24 protein-coding genes are annotated in these 21243 nt (G+C 36.2%); 8 read left to right on the top strand and 16 right to left on the bottom strand.

The genetic code is table 11. The annotated features are described in order from the left end of the window. The first annotated feature begins 119 nt into the window (after nt 1-119). From ACB089_RS13070 to ACB089_RS13080, 3 genes are all read left to right on the top strand, one after another. The gene (locus tag ACB089_RS13070) at nt 120-2312 is read left to right on the top strand and encodes an ATP-binding protein (protein WP_374966792.1); all 2193 of its coding nucleotides are present in this window, start codon (nt 120-122) and stop codon (nt 2310-2312) included. Next, nucleotides 2305-2931 (top strand): response regulator, encoded by a 627-nt coding sequence (locus tag ACB089_RS13075; protein ID WP_368634648.1) that lies wholly within the window; start codon nt 2305-2307, stop codon nt 2929-2931. The genes ACB089_RS13070 and ACB089_RS13075 overlap by 8 nt, the downstream gene beginning before the upstream one ends. A gap of 435 nt (nt 2932-3366) precedes the next feature. Then, entirely contained in the window at nt 3367-3567 is a 201-nt protein-coding gene (locus ACB089_RS13080; RefSeq protein ID WP_368634647.1) for a cold-shock protein, read from the top strand. 91 nt (nt 3568-3658) lie between these two features. Here ACB089_RS13080 and ccsB read toward each other — a convergent pair whose 3' ends face one another. The 3 genes from ccsB to ACB089_RS13095 form a co-directional block, all read right to left on the bottom strand. Continuing rightward, nucleotides 3659-4828: a c-type cytochrome biogenesis protein CcsB gene (gene ccsB, locus ACB089_RS13085; protein ID WP_374966793.1), complete on the bottom strand. Its 1170-nt coding sequence runs from the start codon at nt 4826-4828 to the stop codon at nt 3659-3661. Nucleotides 4829-4859: 31 nt separating this feature from the next. Continuing rightward, nucleotides 4860-5072, bottom strand: coding sequence for a hypothetical protein (locus ACB089_RS13090; protein WP_374966794.1), 213 nt, complete (start codon nt 5070-5072; stop codon nt 4860-4862). Nucleotides 5073-5315: 243 nt separating this feature from the next. Beyond that, nucleotides 5316-5978, bottom strand: coding sequence for a lysostaphin resistance A-like protein (locus ACB089_RS13095; RefSeq protein ID WP_374966795.1), 663 nt, complete (start codon nt 5976-5978; stop codon nt 5316-5318). A gap of 504 nt (nt 5979-6482) precedes the next feature. Between ACB089_RS13095 and ACB089_RS13100 the strand changes: the two genes are divergently transcribed. Continuing rightward, nucleotides 6483-7220: a class I SAM-dependent methyltransferase gene (locus tag ACB089_RS13100; protein WP_374966796.1), complete on the top strand. Its 738-nt coding sequence runs from the start codon at nt 6483-6485 to the stop codon at nt 7218-7220. A gap of 43 nt (nt 7221-7263) precedes the next feature. Here the strand turns inward: ACB089_RS13100 and ACB089_RS13105 are convergent, their stop codons facing one another. Next, nucleotides 7264-8169, bottom strand: a complete 906-nt coding sequence (locus ACB089_RS13105; RefSeq protein ID WP_374966797.1) for a GNAT family N-acetyltransferase — start codon at nt 8167-8169, stop codon at nt 7264-7266. After that, on the bottom strand, nt 8169-8765 hold the full coding sequence (locus tag ACB089_RS13110; protein WP_374966798.1) for an SMI1/KNR4 family protein: 597 nt from the start codon (nt 8763-8765) through the stop codon (nt 8169-8171). The genes ACB089_RS13105 and ACB089_RS13110 overlap by 1 nt, the downstream gene beginning before the upstream one ends. Before the next feature lie 187 nt (nt 8766-8952). Between ACB089_RS13110 and ACB089_RS13115 the strand changes: the two genes are divergently transcribed. Then, nucleotides 8953-9585, top strand: a complete 633-nt coding sequence (locus ACB089_RS13115; RefSeq protein ID WP_374966799.1) for a hypothetical protein — start codon at nt 8953-8955, stop codon at nt 9583-9585. A 128-nt stretch (nt 9586-9713) separates the two neighbouring features. Next, complete coding sequence (locus ACB089_RS13120) at nt 9714-10262, top strand: GNAT family N-acetyltransferase (RefSeq protein ID WP_374966800.1); 549 nt, start codon at nt 9714-9716, stop codon at nt 10260-10262. 739 nt (nt 10263-11001) lie between these two features. Here the strand turns inward: ACB089_RS13120 and ACB089_RS13125 are convergent. Further along, nucleotides 11002-11556, bottom strand: coding sequence for a histidine phosphatase family protein (locus ACB089_RS13125; RefSeq protein WP_374966801.1), 555 nt, complete (start codon nt 11554-11556; stop codon nt 11002-11004). A 543-nt stretch (nt 11557-12099) separates the two neighbouring features. Between ACB089_RS13125 and ACB089_RS13130 the strand changes: the two genes are divergently transcribed. Next, entirely contained in the window at nt 12100-12228 is a 129-nt protein-coding gene (locus ACB089_RS13130) for a Spo0E family sporulation regulatory protein-aspartic acid phosphatase (protein WP_374967560.1), read from the top strand. Nucleotides 12229-13065: 837 nt separating this feature from the next. Here the strand turns inward: ACB089_RS13130 and thrS are convergent. The 9 genes from thrS to ACB089_RS13175 all read right to left on the bottom strand — a co-directional run bounded on the left by thrS (nt 13066) and on the right by ACB089_RS13175 (nt 19903). After that, the gene (gene thrS, locus ACB089_RS13135; RefSeq protein WP_374966802.1) at nt 13066-14994 is read right to left on the bottom strand and encodes a threonine--tRNA ligase; all 1929 of its coding nucleotides are present in this window, start codon (nt 14992-14994) and stop codon (nt 13066-13068) included. Between the two features lie 571 nt (nt 14995-15565). Continuing rightward, entirely contained in the window at nt 15566-16240 is a 675-nt protein-coding gene (locus ACB089_RS13140; RefSeq protein WP_374967561.1) for a lipid II flippase Amj family protein, read from the bottom strand. A 105-nt stretch (nt 16241-16345) separates the two neighbouring features. After that, nucleotides 16346-16486: a lipid II flippase family protein gene (locus tag ACB089_RS13145; RefSeq protein ID WP_374967562.1), complete on the bottom strand. Its 141-nt coding sequence runs from the start codon at nt 16484-16486 to the stop codon at nt 16346-16348. A 63-nt stretch (nt 16487-16549) separates the two neighbouring features. Then, nucleotides 16550-17170: a hypothetical protein gene (locus tag ACB089_RS13150; RefSeq protein ID WP_374966803.1), complete on the bottom strand. Its 621-nt coding sequence runs from the start codon at nt 17168-17170 to the stop codon at nt 16550-16552. Between the two features lie 122 nt (nt 17171-17292). After that, nucleotides 17293-17802: a hypothetical protein gene (locus tag ACB089_RS13155; protein WP_374966804.1), complete on the bottom strand. Its 510-nt coding sequence runs from the start codon at nt 17800-17802 to the stop codon at nt 17293-17295. A 237-nt stretch (nt 17803-18039) separates the two neighbouring features. Beyond that, on the bottom strand, nt 18040-18504 hold the full coding sequence (locus tag ACB089_RS13160) for a hypothetical protein (protein WP_374966805.1): 465 nt from the start codon (nt 18502-18504) through the stop codon (nt 18040-18042). A gap of 155 nt (nt 18505-18659) precedes the next feature. Next, nucleotides 18660-19142: a GNAT family N-acetyltransferase gene (locus ACB089_RS13165; protein ID WP_374966806.1), complete on the bottom strand. Its 483-nt coding sequence runs from the start codon at nt 19140-19142 to the stop codon at nt 18660-18662. 15 nt (nt 19143-19157) lie between these two features. After that, nucleotides 19158-19505: a DUF3147 family protein gene (locus tag ACB089_RS13170; protein WP_068984106.1), complete on the bottom strand. Its 348-nt coding sequence runs from the start codon at nt 19503-19505 to the stop codon at nt 19158-19160. Further along, complete coding sequence (locus ACB089_RS13175) at nt 19505-19903, bottom strand: MarR family winged helix-turn-helix transcriptional regulator (RefSeq protein ID WP_374966807.1); 399 nt, start codon at nt 19901-19903, stop codon at nt 19505-19507. Before ACB089_RS13175 ends, ACB089_RS13170 begins: the two co-directional genes overlap by 1 nt. A gap of 264 nt (nt 19904-20167) precedes the next feature. Here ACB089_RS13175 and ACB089_RS13180 point away from each other — a divergent pair, with 264 nt between their 5' ends. Then, nucleotides 20168-20503 (top strand): hypothetical protein, encoded by a 336-nt coding sequence (locus ACB089_RS13180; protein ID WP_374966808.1) that lies wholly within the window; start codon nt 20168-20170, stop codon nt 20501-20503. A 102-nt stretch (nt 20504-20605) separates the two neighbouring features. Here the strand turns inward: ACB089_RS13180 and ACB089_RS13185 are convergent, their stop codons facing one another. Beyond that, on the bottom strand, nt 20606-21235 hold the full coding sequence (locus ACB089_RS13185) for a class I SAM-dependent methyltransferase (RefSeq protein WP_374966809.1): 630 nt from the start codon (nt 21233-21235) through the stop codon (nt 20606-20608). Nucleotides 21236-21243: the final 8 nt, after the last annotated feature.

The raw sequence follows: 21243 nt of genomic DNA on the forward strand, positions 1-21243 counted from the left end.
GTAATAGTGGTTTTCCGAAACACCATATTTCGGTATTCCAAAATTACCAAAAATTATGGATAATATATAGCATACATAATGAAGAACGGGGCATTTCGATTATGCAAAGAGACGAGAGAATGATGAGCAAATGGACATATAGTGTTTTTATAACATACCTACTTCTTGGTATTTATGTGCTCGTAGTAGCAATACGAGTACCTTTTATTAGTATTTCCGTAGACACAACTAGCGGACAACCAGTGATTGTTGATTTCTATTATCCTGACTGGGCACAGCAACAAAACATTGAAAAAGGTGATATTTTACTAACAATCGATGGCAAGCCAGCACAAGATTTTAGCTCAATTCAACGCTATTCTCTCGCTAGAAGTGCAAATGAGCTAACCATTTCCAAGCCAAATGGCGATATTCACAATATTTTAGTTCAGCATAAAGATATTCCCGAAGAATTATATTTACAAGTTATCTTTCCACTATTTTATTTCATCTTATCTTTTGTCGTTGCCATCTACTTATGGCAAAGTAAGAAAGATCATCAACTAACAAATTTACTAATATTATTTTTATTAACATGTTCACTAGCCTATATAAGTACAGGAGCCTCAGGTAGAGGAGATGTAATCGGAAGGTTAATCATAGGTATTTGTATTGATTTATGTCTTGTGATATTTATTCACTTTTTACAATACTATTTCCGCTATCTTCATATAAAATGGCCCTATATCAATACCAAATGGCTATATGGAATACTGCTACTTATACCTTGCTTTATTCTCATTGAAGTATTTAATACCGAATTTAATATAGCGGGTATCGTAAACCTTGCTATGTTTGCTGTTCTTGTACTTTATGCCATCTATATTTTACTAACGAGTTACATACGAACGAAATTGGCCAAGATCCGTCTTATCGCTATTGCATTTATAACTCCATTTCTGCCCTTTTTACTTTTTTTCGTCATACCTGAAATATTAGGACATCAACCTATTTTAAAATCTGACTTAGCTGCATTATTTTTATTGTTTATTCCTTTTTCTTTTATCTTCATTCAAATGAATGAACGATTATTCGATATTGAATATCAATTATCTCGTTTACGTTATTATTCAACACTAGCCTTTTTTAGTACATTAATATTGTCTTCGAGCTTGATGATCGTGTTTTTAGACCAATTGTCGATTGTTAAAATTACGAGTGTCTTTATCCTTACTTTCCTTATTTTCGTTGCTTGTTTCTATATTAAGGAGCAGCTTGATTATAAGTATCGGAAAGTTATCTTCTCTTCTACTGGAAATTATGTACATAATTTATATGGTGCCGTTAACCGTATGGGTAAAGCAAAAAATCAGCAAGAATTACTTAATCTGTTTAAATATGAAATAATAGAAAAGCTTGGTACTGCATCCTTTACTATTACAACAATAGCGGAAGATGTGCTAATTAGCCTTGGTGAAGTTAGCGCAGAGACTGACAGGACTCATCTGTTATTACATGATACGGGTGAAGAAAAGATTATTTTAAAAATTAGACATGCCCTACACAAAGAAGAACGTCTTTGGTTGGAGTTACTTGCACTCTATGTTTCAATGTTTATAAATAATTTAAAGCTCATTGAAGATTTAGTGTGTGAAATACAGCATATGAAGGATAACCATGATACACAGCTTCCTTGGCTCGATAAATTGTTATGGACGATCACTGAAAAAGAAAAGAGTATTTTAGCACAAGAATTACATGACACTATTTTGCAAGAGCAGCTTCATATAGCGAGAGAATTAGATGTGCTAGCTGGCTCATCGATGATAAAAAAGGAAAAAGTCTTAAATATTCGGGAGCAATTACTAAATGCAACGAAAGATTTACGTGAATATTGCGAGAATCTAAGCCCTCCTTTGCTCGACACATTTGGGTTACAAATGGCCTTAAAAAAACTGATACAAAAAGTGAAAATACGTGCCGACTTTATGTTAACCACGCAAATAGAACGGGTTCAATTCCATGATGCAACCTTACATTTAGTCGTTTATCGCCTAGTGCAAGAACTTTTAAATAATGCGATCAAGCATGCTGAGGCTACCGAGGTATCACTAAAACTACAAGCGACCCATCGCGGTTTTATCCTCCAATACGACGATAATGGCATTGGCTGTAATATTGAAGATTTACTGCAATCTTCAACTTCTATGGGCATTAACGGTATTCGAGAACGTGTCCGTGCTTTCAATGGAAATATCGCCATAACTTCCAGTCAAAATGAAGGAATGCATATATTTATTCAAATACAAGAGGACGTGAAATCAAATGATTGATATTCTAATTGTCGATGACCATCCTGTCGTTTTAGATGGTACAAAAACATTATTACAGGATTTAACAAATGTTCGTATAGACACTGAGCAGGATAGTGCTTCTGTACTGTCGAGAATGGATGCTCAAGACTTCCAATTATTTTTGATTGATATTAATATGAAACCACTCAACGGCATCCAGCTTTCAGAAATGATTAAGAAAAAGCAACCAGAAGCACTTATTTTACTCTATACTGGATACGAACTTTCCGATTATTACGAACTACTTATCGAGAAAAAAGTCGATGGTCTATTATCCAAGCTTGCCACGAAAGAGCAAGTGATTCAAACGATTCAAGCCGCATTAAGAGGTGAAATCTTATTAGCAGCAGATTTTTTAGATTTTGTACATCAGCGCACCAATCGATCAAATGCTCAGCAAGACGTTTTACTAAGCGACAAGGAGCAAGAAATTTTACAGCTTGTCGCACAAGGCTGTACGAATAAAGCAATCGCTTCAGCCATCGGGGTTACTCAACGCACCGTTGAAAACTATTTATCCAAACTCTTTGTCAAACTAAATGTAGAATCTCGTGCAGAGGCAGTAATTGTCGCTAAAGAGAAAGCATGGATCAATTAATACTATAGAAAAACGAGGCTCATCACCAAAAGTCGTGGATGACATTTGTTAAAACGTATGCTTTGTCTATACGTTGATCTTCGTTCCGACTGGGAGACTCCTTGGGAATTAGCGATAGAGGAACAAAGGCTAAGAGCATCACGTCCTGTGATAACCCCTTCGTGACCAACATCCTGCTGCTGTCGCTTCGCTTTCGCACAGACGAAACCCTTTTGCTGTAATGAGCCAAAAACGATGCAATGTAAATTTTTCTTTCTAAAAACGGAATATACTGGATAAATATACGAATTTGTTATATAATAAAAAAAATAATTACATTACTTCATCTTAATCATTAAAATCACGTATTCAAAAGTAATACGAGCTTTTGAATTCGTGATTCTTTGCGAGCGTTGAAGGAATTTGATTGTTGAATTTTTTTAGGAGGGTGTTCACATGACACAAGGTACAGTAAAATGGTTTAACGCAGAAAAAGGTTTTGGCTTTATCGAGGTAGAAGGTGGAAATGATGTATTCGTACATTTCTCTGCAATTCAATCAGAGGGCTTTAAAAGTTTAGAAGAAGGTCAAAAAGTGGAATTCGGCGTAGAAGAAGGAAACCGCGGACCACAAGCAACGAATGTTGTAAAGCTTTAATTCCAGCTTTATAATAAACAAATGCAAATTCAAGAGACATCCCAATTGCGGATGTCTCTTTTTAAGTTCTAACATAAATTAATGCAGCCTCTTATGCATAAGAATGTAAACCTGCAATGACTAAATTCACAAATACCTGATTAAAAACAATAATGCCAAATCCAACAATCGCTAACCAAGCTGTCCTCTCTCCTTCCCAGCCTTTAGAAAGTCGCAAATGAAGGAAAGCAGCATAAAATAAAAACGTAATTAGAGCCCATACTTCCTTAGGGTCCCAGCCCCAATACCTACTCCAGGCAATCTGTGCCCAAATCATGGCAAACAAAAGCCCTCCTAAAGCAAACAACGGAAAACCTATAACAACGGCTCGATATGTAATCTCATCTATTAATGCTGGTTGTACACGGTTTGTTAATGGCTTTAATAAAACAATTAACGGTCTTCTCGCAATGAGTAAAATGACAGCATATAAAATCGTTCCAGCTATAAATGCCCATACGATCGAATTCAATTTCTTCGCGTCTATCTTATTTGTAATCTGTAAAACGCCAACCGGTTCCCCACTAGATGTTACTGCGTCTTTCGTGACAATGAGCGGCTTCATCGTATAAACGGCTGTTTCTTCTTTTTCTTGTACATTTTCAAAATGAACCTCAAGTTTATCTGCTGCTAAGTTAAAATAAGTGCCCACACCAATAAAGCCAATCACGACAACTAAACAATACATGACAAATTCCAAGGCAAATGTACGAATCGAAAATTTAGAAACATCTAATGTTCTTAATAAATAAATAATACCTGTTGCGAACGAAATCGATAGTATGGCACTTGAAAATGCAACGGTCATAACGTGAATCGTTAACCAGTGGCTTTGCAGCGATGGAACAAGTGGTGAAACTTCTTTTGTAAAAACACTTCCATAACCGAGAATAATTAATGACACAGGAATGGTGAACAAGCCAACAACGATTTGCTTATATAAAAAATGAATAATTAAATAACTACCCGTAAGCATGATACCAAAAAACGTCATAAACTCATACATATTACTAACAGGTGCGTGGTCAACAGCAATCCACCTTAGAACAAAATAAACTAGTTGCAAAGTAAAGGCAATATAGGTAAGTATAAGCCCTACTTTACCAAACATTTTTCCTTTTGATTTCACGGCAAGTCCAATCGGTATAATAGCGATTAGCAGTAAAATAAAGGCCACGAACAATGAATTACTACTCAAACTCAATAATTCTTCTTTACTCAATGTAAAATCCTCCAATATATTATTTGGGAGGCTAGATATTTACTGGCGCATCACCATAACGTGTGGTTGATTTCCGTTCCGACTGGGCGCTTTGTTGCTGCCGCTTCGCTTTCGCACAGATAAAACATTGCCGCTGACGCTTCGCTTTCGCGCAGATAAAACATTTGCCGCTGACGCTTCGCTTTCGCACAGATAAAACATTTGCTGACGCTACGTTAGCACTACGCTTTCGCACAGAAAACATCCGCTTCGCTCCAGGGTCTCGGGCCTACACGATGTTGGTCACGAAGGCGTTATCACAGGGCGTGATGTTTTTAGCCTTTGTTCCTCTATCGCTGATCCCCAAGGAGTCGCCCAGTCTCCACTCCAATCAACTATATGCATGCCATAAGTTTTGACAGATGTCATCCACAATTTTTGGCGATGATCCTATTTACTCCCAATGAAAATAACGTCATTCATTAAAAAAAAGTGCCATCATTTCCCTTTAAATACTTTTATTTTTTTGAATTGTTACAATTTTATGACGCGAAAGGAGGATACAAACAATGAACAGTAATACTATGCCAATACATTTTAGCCATTCTTGAAAATCTGTTGTCACAGACATTTGTTGGCCATCACTCAGATAAAAAACATTCATCATGCCATGTAATAGTGCGACTGGAATAATAGATTGAGCAACTTCTCTTATAATAGAAAGTACTAGTGACAATGCAAAAAGTATGAACAAATATACAGGAACTGAAAGAACGGGTGTTGTATAGGATTTGTATAATAAGGCGATGGGCAAATGCCATAATGACCAAATCACACCTATGAACAAAGCTGTAGGCCAAAAACTAAAACGTTGACGCAAATAATAATGATAATTCCCCCGCCATACCACTTCCTCCACTAATGCAGAAAACGCACTAATCGTAAGTCCTATAAGTAGTAAGGCTATGAATTGCGAAGGTTTAGTAATGAGAAAAAAATCTCCATGTGTGACATAAAAATAGGTATGAAGCCCAATGCCCATTATGATCGGCACAATAATGCTTATGAATACCCATTTATTCGAGGGCCATGTCAAAGAAAATGTTTTAAGAATAGGTAGCCCTCCCCCCATTTTTTGAACGAGGAAAACGGCAAGGAGTGGAATTATCATTGTAAATCCTAAAAAGGCTCTTCCATTTTCAAAAGAATTCAAGAAAAAATGAACCACAATGGTGAGGACATATATACATAAAGTGGAAGACAATAGTACATATTTTTTCAGTTAACTCCCTCCCCGATTTCATCATAAGGTTTTTTTCTAAAAAGTCCTTCATAAGAATTCTAGCATAATTGTAAAAGGTAAAAATCCGCATCGATTTCCGTGGGCAAGACACGAGCCGCATCGGTCGCTAACGCTCCCTGTTGGGTCTCTTGCTCTTGCTTTCCCGCAGGAGTCTACGCAGATTTTTACCTTTAAATCAAAAATTACATTATAGAATTTCTTTAACCATTCTATATTTACTTTTAGGCCAGCTCCAATTGTAAAAAATTGACATGCCTCTATCTACATCTTACTAAAATTTGAAATATAAGTCTATTTCTTTTTCAATAGCTATGTGACAATAATTATGCGCAAATGTTACATAACGTTATGTAAAACTAGTGGAGGTTTGACATGAAACAAAACATTTATGATCATCTAGAATTTTTCCGACAATACCGGAAATTACGGCAAACACCTTATAACTATAACCATTTACTGGAGCAACCAGCATTCAAATCATTGCTCCCTGATTTAATCCATTTACAAATGCTTGATATCGGCTGTGGCATGGGAGAATTCGCATACTATTGTATTGAGAATGGCGCAAAGCATGTAACAGCCATTGATGTTTCCAAAAATATGCTGTCAATTGCTCAACGTGAACATGCTCATGCAAACATAGACTACCATTTGCAAGCATTAGAGGATTATCATGCGGCCCCAGAAAGCTTTGATTGTATTACAAGCTCTCTTTCCTTACATTATATAGCTGATTTCAATGGCGTAATTGAAAACATTACAAGAATGCTTCGTCCTAATGGCTTGTTTATTTTCTCAGTTGAGCACCCGATTGTTACAGCTCGTAAAACGATAGAGGGCAACTGGTTTTATGATGAACATGGCAATAGAAGCCATTATGCAGTCGACCATTACCACGATGAGGGCAAGCGTGAGCAAACTTGGTTTGTAGATGACGTTGTCAAATATCACCGCAGTGTTTCTACAATCATCAATACCTTAATCGCGCATGGCTTGACGATTGAAAAAATACTAGAACCGATTCCTAGCGATGAAGCTATGCAACAGCTGCCTTCTCTCAAAAAAGAGATTAGTCGCCCTTCCTTTTTATTCATAAAGGCAAGAAAATAACGAATGGCAAGTCTCGCAGTAAACATTCTACGAGACTTGCCATTTACTTCATTTTCACATAGATCATCTCTGGATCATCATCGTCTAAGTTTTCAATATAGCCACTTTTCACAAATCCTGCTGCTTCAAATACTTTATGCATACTCGTATTTGATTGGTTCGTCGAAGAAAAGATTTTTCGTGTGTCTGCCATTTCTACATAAAAAGCTAATAATGCAGTAGCAACACCCTTTCGTCTCTCAGATGGCTTGACGATGATTAGTGAAATAAAGTTATTGTCAAAAAAGTCATTTGTAAAAATGAGAAAACCAGCAATCCCCTGTTCGGACTGTTGAATAAGACAACGTTTTTCTTGAACGGCTGTGCGAATAGTTTCACTTCTTGAGAAATCTCCAATTACATCTTGATCAATCGCACATATCTCCTCAAATTGCTCCATATATGCTTCGATTACTTGTGACTCACTTATGTAATAACTCATTACTTTAATGTCCGTAAACCCAACAGCCATCTTGCCTTCATCGACAAATCCACATTTTTTATACAATGCCTGTGCAGCAGTATTCGGTAAATTAACGCCTAACACAAGCTCATTTACATGAGGAAAATGCTTCGTAACAAAGTCCGGCACAAGCTGTAATGTTGCTTTCGCATAGCCTTTACCTTGCTCAAAAAAGTCTGTAGAAAAGGCACGGATTAATATTGCTTGTTTATTAGAGGAATATGGCTTGACACCTTCTTTTTCATGGAGCACAAAGAAAGTTACGAGCTTGTCTCCGTCTAATGCCAAAATCGCATGGAGGTTTTTGTCCTGCTTCACTAATTCAATGCAATCCATTGGAGACTTCGTATAGCGAAGTTGCTCCTTTGTTATGGTATATCGTTCAAGCAAGTGATCATCATTTTCTTCTAGAAACTTTAATCTCATAGAAGCTTTCCCTTCCGACATTAGTCGTAGTCCTCCTCATAGAGCGCAGTAAATTCATACTCCCCATCCATCAGCTGCTGTAAATATGCGTCAAAGGAAGGTGCAATCACTTCATAGCTATCTGGGTCATGCATATAGCGAATCACTTGTCCTACTACCCCACAATCATTCGGCTTGAAGTCAATATATAAACTAGACGTACCCCCATTGTTCATGCAATCCGAAAAGCATAATCGTTCTTTTAGCGGTACGTGAAGATTAATACGCTCATCCACTTCCACCCAATCTAAAAAATCTTTATAACGATCATAAATACTTACACTATCTTCTACTCGGTAATCTTTAATGATTTGCTCGACGGACTTTAAATAATATGGATATTCATCAAGACCCGAGCCGAGTACAAGTACACAAATCGTTTCATCACCATGCTTACAATAGTACGTTCCATTAACATCCTTTAATAGATTCATAAGTGACTCCGGACACTCTGGAAATACTTCAAGCAACAATTGTATTTGAGACTCTGTTGCTCCGATTGCCCGTTGTAATTGAAGCTGCTCCTCTTCAGGTAAGTATTTCATTAGACCATTAAAATATGGAGTAAAAGTACGCATGTATTATTCCTTCTTTCTGTCTTATATTGTTCATAGCATTAGTACATCATATTCTATTAATCAACTAAAAATGGGCATACAGCAGCAAAAAAAACCCTTGTTTTGTTCCTAATAAAATATTGAACAAATGACAAATATAATGTATTCTAACATGATTTAGAAATAAATTTAAGGGTAGGTGTAAATTTTGGAAATATTAAAGAGAGCGCAAGAGCGAAAAGAAACTGCCTTGACAATTCTAAACGAATTGGCGTTATTAGAAAAATGGAATAAAATCGGACAAGCATATGTTGTTGGAGCTACGGCCTATGATTTGCTAGTAGATCAAGACATCGATATCGAAACCTTCAGTGTCAGTCCTAATCCGGCTGAAGCCATGACGATACTATCAGATTTAACTAACCATCCTAAGGTTTTAGAGTTAAAGTACCGTAATTATTTTGAAACAGCCTATCATGGTTACTATTTTAAAATACAATATCAGCATACTCCTTCAGACATTTGGAATATTGATATGTGGCTGTTTTCTGAAACACGAAATGGCCCTTTATCAAGAGATTTAGTTTCGCTTATGAATGATTCTTTAACAATTGATCGTCGAAAGTGTATTTTAAAAATAAAAGAAGACCTGCTACAGAAAACTTTAATACTTCCTTCAATCTATGTCTATCAAGCTGTATTAGATCACAATATTCGAGACACGGAAACTTTTCTTCAGTGGAAGGAGCAACAAGATATTAATAATCAGACAAACTGGCGACCTTCAAAAAAGCTACGTGAAAATAATTATTTCTATAAATTTCTAAAAATGCTATTATAAAGGTATTCAAACATAAGGAGATGTGCCAATGAGTGCGAAAAGTGCAGTAGATGTTTTATTTATTCAACAAATAAATCAAGGGATATCGCTCTAACTGCAGCCCTTGAACAAGGGAGAAAACCAAACTAATGGAAAATTATTTTAAAGAATTTCTTACAGGTCATTCTATTACTTTACAGCAAATGACATCTTCTGACTTAGAAGCATTTGTAAAAATTGAAAGTGAAAAAAAGTCGTTATTACTTGCGAATGACGAGATCCCCTTTCCAAAAACCTTTGAGGATCACTCCTCATTTTTTCAAAATATTAGTGGGAAAAAGGAAGAGTTTTTCTTCGGGATATTTGAAAATTCATCTAATGAACTAATCGGCTCCTGTGCTGTATATGCAATTAACTGGCAAAATAGCACATGCTTTGTAGGCATTTCAATCGGTGAACAATGGCAAGGTAAAGGGCTTGGAACAGATGCCATGAAAACCCTTATTCATTTTATATTTAATTACATTTCCATTAATAAGATTAAGCTTCAGGTGTTTAGCTTTAATGAAGCAGCAATACGTTCCTATGAAAAATGCGGCTTTACAAAAGAAGGTACTTTAAGAAATGAGATTTTCCGTTTCGGCAAGTTTTATGATCTACTATTATTTGGTCTATTACGAGAAGAATGGCCCAGATAAAAATCCTTGATTTTCTCGGTAAAACGAAATAAGGGGCTGCCACTTCAGCCAAATTCAATAACGCTCGTATGTCATATTACATACGAGCGTTTAAAGTTGGGGTTCCCTGATGAAATACATTTTCCACTCTGAGTCCGCAATAGAGCTTCTTAATGATTTTTTGTCGCTTGCAATTGAAGTTGTACAATATGTAGCATTGCTGGATCGCAAAATCTAACAACAAATGGGATATTCTGAAATCCACCTTCGTTCTCCAGCGAATTTAATTGTATTAATTTATTAGATGTGTTGATTAACCATTTTTATACATTCGAAGAGTTCGAAGAGGCTGATTTCCGTTACGGGCTACTCGCTTTCCTGCGGGCGAGCGTCGAGCCGCTTCCTCCGCTTCGCTGCTGCCGCTACGTTAGCACTCACGCTTTCGCACAGAAAACATCCGCTCCGTGCAGGGTCTCGTCTGTCTCGCTTTCCCGCGGGAGTCGAGTAGCCCTACACTACAATCAGTTAAAATGGTAATATATTGGCAAAGTGGTAACAAAAAAATCTTTTCATCGCTCAATAATAAACCTATTTTTCCCTAATCAACACGCCTATTAATTTATCATACATTGTGCCCGAACTTCCAAATTCTCGATAATTATCAGCCAATATATTCTCAAAATCCGCTTTCCTATAATGCATTAATTGCTTTTCTAGCTTCAATATTTGTTCACATAATTCTTGTTCTCTCTCTCTTATCCTACTCTCTCCAAATTCTCTGAACATCCCTTAACAGGAGGTTTTCAAATGTAAGTTCATAGACATCTGGCATGGCAAGATCCTTCCAAAAAGTGTAATCAAATTGTGTATCAAAATAGTGCATCATCAAAACCATTATATTGCCATGTGTACCAATTACTACATTGTCATTTGGATGTGCAAGTACTATTTTTTGCAAGGTGGTAATTGCTCGTTCCATTGCGGATTCATTTGATTCACCACCCTCAAATGCAAAATTGGGCTGACTCCATAATTGATAAATGGCATCGTCGAAATCAAGGATCTCCCTATTAGATAGTATTCGTTCTCTTAAAGAATCAATCGTATTAATCTGTAGATTATGTTCTTGCGCTATGCCTTCCACCGTTTGGATGGCTCTTTTATATGGACTTGAATAGGCTGCGTGGATTATTTTATCTTTAAATAATTTAGTGACACGCTCCCTATCCTCAAACCCTTTTTCAGAAAGCGGGCGGTTGTACTCATCAGCTGTATAAGAAGAATGAGCATGTCTTACAAAGTAAATTACGGTCATTATAATCTCCTCTAGGAATGAATGTATGTTACATCTCTATTTACCTATTATTCCATTTATTTCGAAAATTCTCAACATTATTAAACAAATTGAATTCTCCTCAATAACAAACAACAAAAAAGTTTATTTGATAAATTATGACAAGATACGAAGTTCAATACAGGTTAAATCTTTATAGTAAAAAAGTTGTGAATCTATTAAACCTATCTCTACACGTTTTCTATAGTCTAGCAATTAAAAACTTTAATATAGTCGTATATAAGGCAATAGAATGCTTACAATAACAATAAAAGTAAGTAAAAATAGGTCGAAATACTTTATATTGAAACCTTTTATCTTTCCCCTCTTTTAAGAATTAGGATAATTTCCTGTGACTATATTACGAATTTCTCACCCTATACACAATATGACATATTTTTTATTTTAAGTGAGATACAATGAAAAAGTTGAATCGAGGTCATATAATATTTTATTTCAAGAATATTGAGAAGAAATTAGGAGGAAAAGATCTTGGGAAATAAATCGCGTAAACAATTTTTAAAAATGGAAATTGAAGTTAAAAGAAGAATTATGTATAGAAAGGCTATGGATTTAGGTTTCACCCATCCTAGTGTGGTAGATTGTAGTCAAGAATTAGATGTCCTATTAAATAAATATTTAAAAGCTTCCTAATTATAAGGGGCATTTTGTTGGAAATACTAAACGATCGATAAAGTAAAGCCAGTCCAATATTTCAATGATTTGACAAGTTTTATCCTGTACTAGGTTCCCGTTATAAAGAAACATTAGATCCTGATGTCATGTCTACAATTAGGTATACATCAATACAATCAGTAAATCTTCTTTATAGCACGAAAAAGGAGGCCTAAAAATACTAAGTATCGATATTAACATTGGTCGTTATTTCAAGCTTTTTACTACCGTAGCCTCAAGATTCAGTAGAAAACACAGCACCTACACTTAGCATACCATCTGAAACTACATCTTAATAATATCCTAATAATCAATATCAATCATTTCGTACTGATGAGGAATATAACAAATGCTACCTTGAATTTTCGTCAAACATAGCCTTTAGGGTGTTCCGCAGGCTGAGGAAACATTTCATCTAAAAACTCAAATTGTATACATGAAAAATAGACCTCTCAACATACTTTTACTCATTCCAATTGACAAGTATATTTTTTAGCATCCTTTTTAAATACCTTATCATCGATGCTGAGATACAAACCATCCAATAGAAATTAACATCAAAACAATAGCACCTTTTCGTATATAGTTCGTTTGTTATTTAATTTATTGTATGCTTGAAAATTGATTAATAGTAGCAAATAAATGAAAAAACTAACAATTTTAAGTAAATTTTAAAAAAATAGTTTTTCACAACATTGCTTTCATGGCTTGTTTTAGCTCGACTCTAGGGCAGTGACTAATTTCGATTAGTTTCACATGAACTCCTAGATGACGAGCTACAAGCCTTTTTATTTATTATACAAGCATCAAAGTAGTTTAATTTCCTTCATAAGATAAAGCTTTTTGTTGTATCTCTTGCTTAATCTCCTCGATAAACTGCGCTATTGATTTTTCGGATAAAGCTTGCTGACCATATTGACGAACAGTGACATTTTGTTGATCCATTTCCTTATCCCCAAGCACTAAAATATACGGTATTTTTTTCAGTTGCGCTTCACGAATTTTTTTACCGAGCTTTTCTTGACGATTATCGATCTTTACACGTATTTGTTCCTTTTGGAGAGCATCTACTACTTGCTGTACATAGCGTTGATGCTGATCGGCAACACCAATCACTGTTACTTGTTGAGGTGCAAGCCATGTTGGGAACGCACCGCTAAAATGCTCTATTAATATACCTAGGAAGCGATCAATTGAGCCAAATACTGCTCGATGAATAACGACAGGTCTTACTTTTTCATTTTGTTCATTGATATACGTTAAATCGAACTTCTCAGGTAGCTGGAAATCGAGCTGCACCGTTGCACATTGATGACTACGATGAATGGCATCTTTAATATGAATATCAATTTTCGGTCCATAAAATGCCCCGTCACCTTCATTTATTGTATAAGGGAAGCCTAAATTTTGAAGCACATTTTCTAACGCCGCTTCTGCTTGATTCCAAAGTTCAATATCGCCCATATAATTATCTGGTCTTGTTGATAATTCAATGTCGTACTGGAAGCCAAAAACTTGATACACTTCATCAATAATTTTCAAAGCAAGCGTAATTTCATCCTCAATTTGCTGTGGCGTGACAAAAATATGTGCATCATCTTGGCAAAAAGTTCGTACTCGTAAAAGTCCATTTAATGCACCACTAAATTCATGTCGATGAACTTGACCGAATTCTGCCATACGAATCGGAAGATCTCGGTATGAATGCAAATCATTTTTAAAGATCAACATATGACCAGGGCAATTCATGGGCTTTAATGCGAAACTCTGGTTGTCGACCTGTGTAAAGTACATATTTTCTTTATAATGATCCCAATGCCCTGACTGTTCCCATAAACGCTGATTCATCATTAATGGCGTCCGTACTTCTTGATAATCAAATTTCGTTTGCAAATTACGTAAATAGGACTCCAATTCATTGCGTATAATCTGCCCATTTGCTAAATAAAACGGCATCCCAGGTGCTTCTTCTGAAAACATAAAAAGCTCTAGCTCTTTTCCAAGCTTACGGTGATTGCGCTTCTCTGCTTCTTCTAAGAAAACAAAGTATTCCTCCAGTTCTTTTTTTGAAGCAAATGCAACACCATATATACGTTGAAGCATTTGATTATTACTATCTCCACGCCAATACGCTCCTGACACATGCATTAATTTAAAGTGTTGTATTTTTCCTGTAGAGGGTACATGCGGTCCACGGCATAAATCGTAAAATTCTCCTTGTTCATAAACCGTCACAACTTCATGTTCAGGAATATCCTCTAGTAGCTCTAACTTTAGCGCATCCTGAGCAAATAGCTGCTGTGCCTCAGAACGTGTTACTTCTTTGCGCTGTATTTGTATATTTTCTTGAACGATTTGCTTCATCATTTTTTCAATTTGTTGTAAATCACTAGGTGCTAATGAATGCGCAATGTCGATATCATAATAAAAGCCATTTTCTATTACGGGGCCAACCCCAAATTGAGCATCAGGGTATAAACGCTTAATTGCTTGGGCTAGTAAATGGGCTGTTGAATGACGAATAACCTGAATTCCTTCTTTTGAGCTAGCATCGTACAGGGAAATTTGTGTATCTTCCAAAATCGGGCGCGTCAAATCAATGATGGTTCCGTTCACACTCCCTACGATTGCTTTTTTGCGTAAAGCAGGGCTAATCGCTTGTGCAATGTCGGTTAGTGTAACACCTTTTGAAAAAGCTTGTTGTTTCCCATCTGGAAATTGAATGTTAATTAATTGATTTGACATGTTCTCTACTCCTTTTAACCTTTTTTAAAATAAAAAAACACATATTCGTCCCATAAAGGGACGAGTATGTGTTGATTACCCGTGGTTCCACCCAAATTCCCACTAGATGCACTAGTGGCTCATTGATTTTGCAGTAACGTTGCAAAAACGGTGCAAGTTTCCAAGCACAGCTCAAAGGTAGTAAGCTTTGATAGCTGCATTAGGAAGCTTTCAGCCAATGCCTCCCTCTCTGTAAATCGCTTTTCAAACCTCGTGTCCTCGTCATCGCCAATTCCATTGTTTGATGAAATTGTTATTTACTATAACGAATACACTAAAACTTGTCAATAGTTGAAATTTTATGGCTGGTCACCATAATGTGTGGTTGATTTCCGTTCTGACTGGGGCGCTTCGCTTGCGCTGCAGGGTCTTCATCTGTGACGCTATCTCCAAGGAGTCGCCCAGTCTCCGCTCCAATCAACCTATATACATGGCATGCGTTTTAACACATATTTGTTCATCAATAGTAAACAGCTGGTTATCATAATTATCTGTTGGACGGTCATAAGATTCTTGAGTCATGTGAATCCTTCTATGTCATAAATTGTGTAAACCAGGCAATATATTTTGCTCCCGGTATAAATAATAGCTGCGCCACGAATGTGCCTAGCAGCCTTGAACCCATCATCATCACAGAAGCTCGTTTAAGACTTAAGTAGCTGCCTCTTTGATTGATAACATCATCAGCTAGAATGGAAATTTTAGGGTCAATAAAGATAATCAATAACATCGTTGCTACACCATTAATAAGCCCTGACGACATCACAGCGGTTGTCGATCTTTCAGGAACTAATAAAGAGGCGTAAAGTGCAGATAGGACACCAATTGTATAAATGGCCGTAATGGCTACATTAACGATAAATAATTTAATAGGTATATCACGCCAACTAATACCCTTTAAGTATGAAAAACTTGGCATATGAATATGTTTTATTCCCCGTTTGACATACTTGATACTAAAGCTTTTTTTGAATAATGCTGGAATGGAGCCTCTTTCCTCAGACAAATGGATTATAGCCCTTGAAAAAATTGCTACAAATGTCGGCAATAGAAAAATGCCTACCAATGTACCTAGTGAAGCGGCGCCAATAAGTACGCGAAACTGCTGCTCCACAAATGCCAGTGTGTTTTCCTTTGGTGCTGTGTCAGTCAAACTTCCAGTAAAAGGTTGCTGCATCATATTTGCAAGCCTTGAAACCATGACCATGACAATCAATTATGCCTCGGCATAATTGCGTCCGGAATCGGCTTTGTGCTTGCACAAAGAACTCCTTTCCGATTCCGTGACATCCGCCGGGGGCTTTAATTTCTTTCAGCGGGTGTTTGTAACCCGTTGAAAGAGGTTGAACAATGATAGTGCAGAGGCTAATAATTTCACACGTGCACCTGATAATCGAACTGCATACGCAAGCGTTTCTATCGAATGAATGATGAGAATAAACAAACCAATCATTATTAATTTATCTGTCAAAATATCCAAAGTATTTTACCTTCTTTTTTTGTTGTTGATTGGCTGTTACTCTTGTATAAATTTGAGTAATTGTTTGATCCAATCTCGTACATATACTTCCCACTCTTCATAAGGAATTGTCACTGATAAGGAGAGCGATTGCAATTTTTCTGGTATCGTATGCATCTTACTTCTTAACAACTCATTATCTTCGGACTCCTCGTCGATAAAAAGTAAGTATCTCCCCTCTACGGGCTCTCGATAAATTTTCGAGCAATCTCTAGTACGATAAACCCTTGTGGAATATAGTTTCCCATCAATTCCTACTTCATAATGGCCTCTACTCCTATGGTGAATTCTGACATGTGTCCCATCTAAACGTTGGATAGCCGCTTCAAACGCTAAAAACTGCTCATCATCCATCTGAATACCCGAAAGCCAATTATTCCTATGGGGACTATCCACATTAGCATCATATGTATCATATCTTATATTTAATTTAGTTGGATCTCCGCTACTTTCCTCTGTTAAATAGTTTGCAATCAGCTCATCAAAGGCTTCTTCATCTAGATTATTACCATAGGTTAAGATGGCAATGTGCTTTTGAAGCTTTTGGGCATATTGAGTAAGTTCCTCCTCATTTTCGATCTCCCAAGGTTTTTCCTTATAGTATAGTAATGAATACAATATAGACACCCCTTCCTTTTTATATTCTACGAAATCCACTTTAATAGGTTCCTTTATTTTCCTGCTAAATAAAAAAGCTATTCATTAGGACTTTTCTCCCGATGAATAGCTTTCGTCAGTATTTAATGCTGAACAGCAAAGTCATTATGCCAACTTGTTGAATCAGACAGCTGATAGGTCACCATATTGGCAGTTACAGCAAGAATCACACCTGCTCTAGATTTATCTGTAGAAATATGGCCTTCTAGTACGAATACAACATACCCTTCTCCCCGACCGAGATGATCTATTGCATTTGGAGCGTTTATTTCGAAGGTTGTATAGGTTTTCTCATTTGTTGCATGGAGTAATCGTTTCTCCTGATAGGCTCCATTTTCCTTTAAATTAAAGCAAACGGGCATCCATCCTTCTGACCAATCAATACTGCCTATTATGTCTTTTTTACGATGCGCCAGTTTGCCAATTGAAAACGTAAAGTATATCTTCATTATTGCTTGATCTAATTCATTTTTCCCTTCATATGTAGATGTTACTGTCAGCATAACATCACCCTTCGGAAGCTTCCTGATAACCACTAAAATCACAGTGAATATACAGATAACAAGTACTATACCAATGACGACAAATTCCATCGGGTCCCTCCTAACACTGCATTACTGTTACTATTAGATTATCATGTTTTAGGAGGAACAGTATTTTTTCACCAAACAATCTTATGAAATGACACGGGCATAAATGATAAGACAAAAAACTAGTATATAGTGCATTAGACACTTAAATCATTTTCCGGCATTAACTCCCCGCAAAAGCCCAATTGGTGAAAACTAATAATCAGTGGGGAAAAGAACCCCACTGATTATCGTTTCACTTTATTTTGTAGCCTGTAACTCAGCTGTTAATGTAAATGGGATTTTTAAATAATTGTACTTAATCTTTATGGTCTTAATATTTGGTGCCTCAACCTTTACAGCATAATGCTGAGGCTGCTTTCCAACGTCTTCGCGATCTATGTATTTACTGGGAAAAATGTTAATTTGTCTTAACTTATGATATGTAATATTCGGGTTATCCTCCAGTTTCGTTTCCGCTTCAAACGGTTCAGACTTACTAACGACAAGCTCGACATTTTCAGGCATTTTATCATTAACGAGTATTTGCTGAAGCTGAATCTCATGTAGTCCTTTATTCTCAATTTCAACAATTCTAATGGTTGAATCATCAGTAGGATTTGTATAGCTGTTCATGACAAGTGGTGGATTGCTTTTTAAATAAATGATGAAGCCCGCTCCCACCATAAGAACGCTAAATAATAAAACAAATAGTATTTTTTTCATATAAATTCCTCACTTTCTAGCTCTCCATTAAGTATAGCGAGAAATGGCAGGTGATGATACCTAGAATATCAATTTCGCCTTGGCGTAATTGTGCTGTCGCTTCGCTTTCGCTACATAAAATAAATGCTGAATGAAGATAAAAACAATCTGACTCATTATGAGCCAGATTGCTTTTCTAGTCGTATTTCATCACGTATTGGAATCCCGTCATTGCCGATTAAAGGAATTTCAGGTTTATATGCTCGTGCTTTTTCTACAGCATTCTGTAATATTTCGACTAAGTGATAGCCACGTTTTTGATAAAATCTTAACGCGTGTAAATTATCATTGGTCGTAATGAGGGTAATCATTGTACAGTTTTGTTCGGATGCTTTTTGTTCAACAGCTTGTACAAGTAATGAACCAATCCCTCTTCCCTCTACAATACTGTCAAGAGAAATAATTTCACATTCTTTATGACGAATACTATACGTTATAAGACCTAAAATAGTATTTTGTTTATCTACATAGGCAAAACCATGTAATTTGCTACAGTCATAAACTCCGCTAGAAATAACCATTTCTGTACTTCCCCAATGTTCTGTAAAAAACTGCAACACATCCGTTTGAGGTAACAGTTGAATAGAAATTACTGTCATCTATTATTCTCCTAACTAAATGGAAATATTGAAAATACCAGCAATGGCTTTTTGAACCCCAAGAAATACCGCCCACGAAACAATTCCTAGTCCAATGGCAAAAACAATATGGATCGATGATTTCATCGCCATATATATTACAAATAGCATGAACATAGTTGCTGGTAGTCCAACGATTACACCATAAGTAAATCGCTGAATATGCTCACTCGACTCACTTTGCACAGTTAGCCAAATGATACTTAAAATACTAACAAGAGGTAGTGCTGCGATCATGCCACCATAGGAAGGAAATCTTCTCGCAACCTCTGTTACAATACCGATTATAGCTGCTGAGCAGAGAATTTTCACAAGTGTATACATTATTTAGACACCTCGCTTAATAGACGAAATGCCTGTAAAATCGTTTGTTGTTGTTGTTCTGATAATTGATTTAATGCATGTTGTAGTTTGTCATCATCTAATTCTGTGTTTTTCTTGACGATCTGAAGCCCTTCCGCTGTTAAATGCAGATTTACTTTGCGTTGATCATTGATGTCTCGTTCTTTTTTCACCCAGCCATTACGCTCCAGCTTTTTTACGTGCTCAGAGGCAGTATTTTGAGAAATATTCAGTAACCCTGCGATATCGCGAACTGTTACTTCCTCTTCCTTCTGAATCATCTGTAAAATACGTACGCTTTGATGCGAAATCACATCTTCATGTGTGGTATGTAGATGATAAAAAATTGATGTAAAATAGTTATTTATGTCTGTAATCATCAAATTTACTCCTTCAATATATCGTTCGATTCGATTATATCGTATAACACGATATATAAAAAGAGATTTGATAAAGTTTATATTTTCAGATAGTTTTTTAATAGCAGAAAAAAGACATGTCCTATTATATCAAAATATTCTCGTTATTTTTGATAAAAACCTATCTTTCTTATCTTCTTGCTAAATACGCAAAACAGGGACTTGTAAGTAGTTATTCCGCACAGTATTATTACACTATTCTGAATACAAGATCGAGGGTTTTATATGTTATATATTCTATATTTTATAGTAGGCGGCACTATCATGGTATTAGCATTACTGTTAAGCCAATCAAAATATTTGTTTTTATCAGGCATCATTACGGCATTGCCTATCCTAACACTAATCCATATGGGCATGCAGATGAAAAATATGAAGGAAGATACTTTCCATAGCGTTTTACAAAATACTGTGTTTGGGGCTGTAGGCATGTTACTTTTCACGGTTCTAGCATTTTTATTAACAAGTTGGTTTAAACCTGGCATTTCTGTAATTAGCGCTCTCGCAGTTTATGCCGTTTTTATGTTATCAGGTAAGTATATTATGTCGATGTTTGCATAAAAAAAGGTGCTGCCAGTAGACAGCCCCTTCTCTTTCGTTTATCGAGAAAACTCGTGAATTTATCGACTAATATTGTTAATTTATCGAAGATTTATCGAGAAACTAACAATTCGAAATAACAAAAACCCCACCACAATGCGAAATTGGGTGAAACTCTAGTTGGCATAGTCCTTTTAATAAGGGGCCAATTTCCTCATAGATAAAGTAAAACTCATCATCATCCCAATAGCTAATACTGTCTTGACGACATTTTTCCAACTGCTCTCTTGTTTCAAAAGCGATATCGCCAATAAAAATTTTTCCTGTTGGTGTTAATTGCTGCAATAATGCTGTGATGTATTGTACTTTCATGTCATCTGTAAAATGATGCAGCGCATAAGTGCTAATAATGGCATCATATGTTTGATCCAGTAGCGCTGTTGGCAAGCCTTTTGATAAATCCCATTCCATTAAGTTAGCATCCGGCATTTTTTCCTTCGCAATTTCGATCATTTTCGAGGAGAAATCGAACCCATTAATCATATGGCCATTATCATAAAGCTTTGCTGTTAATACCCCTGTCCCAAAGCCAATGTCCAGTACAGTTGATTTTGGACTGTACATGACCTCGTTAAAAATCGTATTTAATACTGCCTTGTAACCTGCAAATGGGTATTGATTACTTTCCTCACTAAGCTGAACCGTTTTATCATAACCGTCAGCCCATAAATTAAATCCTAGTTGATTTAGCATATAGTTCC

The organism is Lysinibacillus sp. RS10, from assembly GCF_041956855.1.
GTDB lineage: Bacteria > Bacillota > Bacilli > Bacillales_A > Planococcaceae > Lysinibacillus > Lysinibacillus xylanilyticus_A.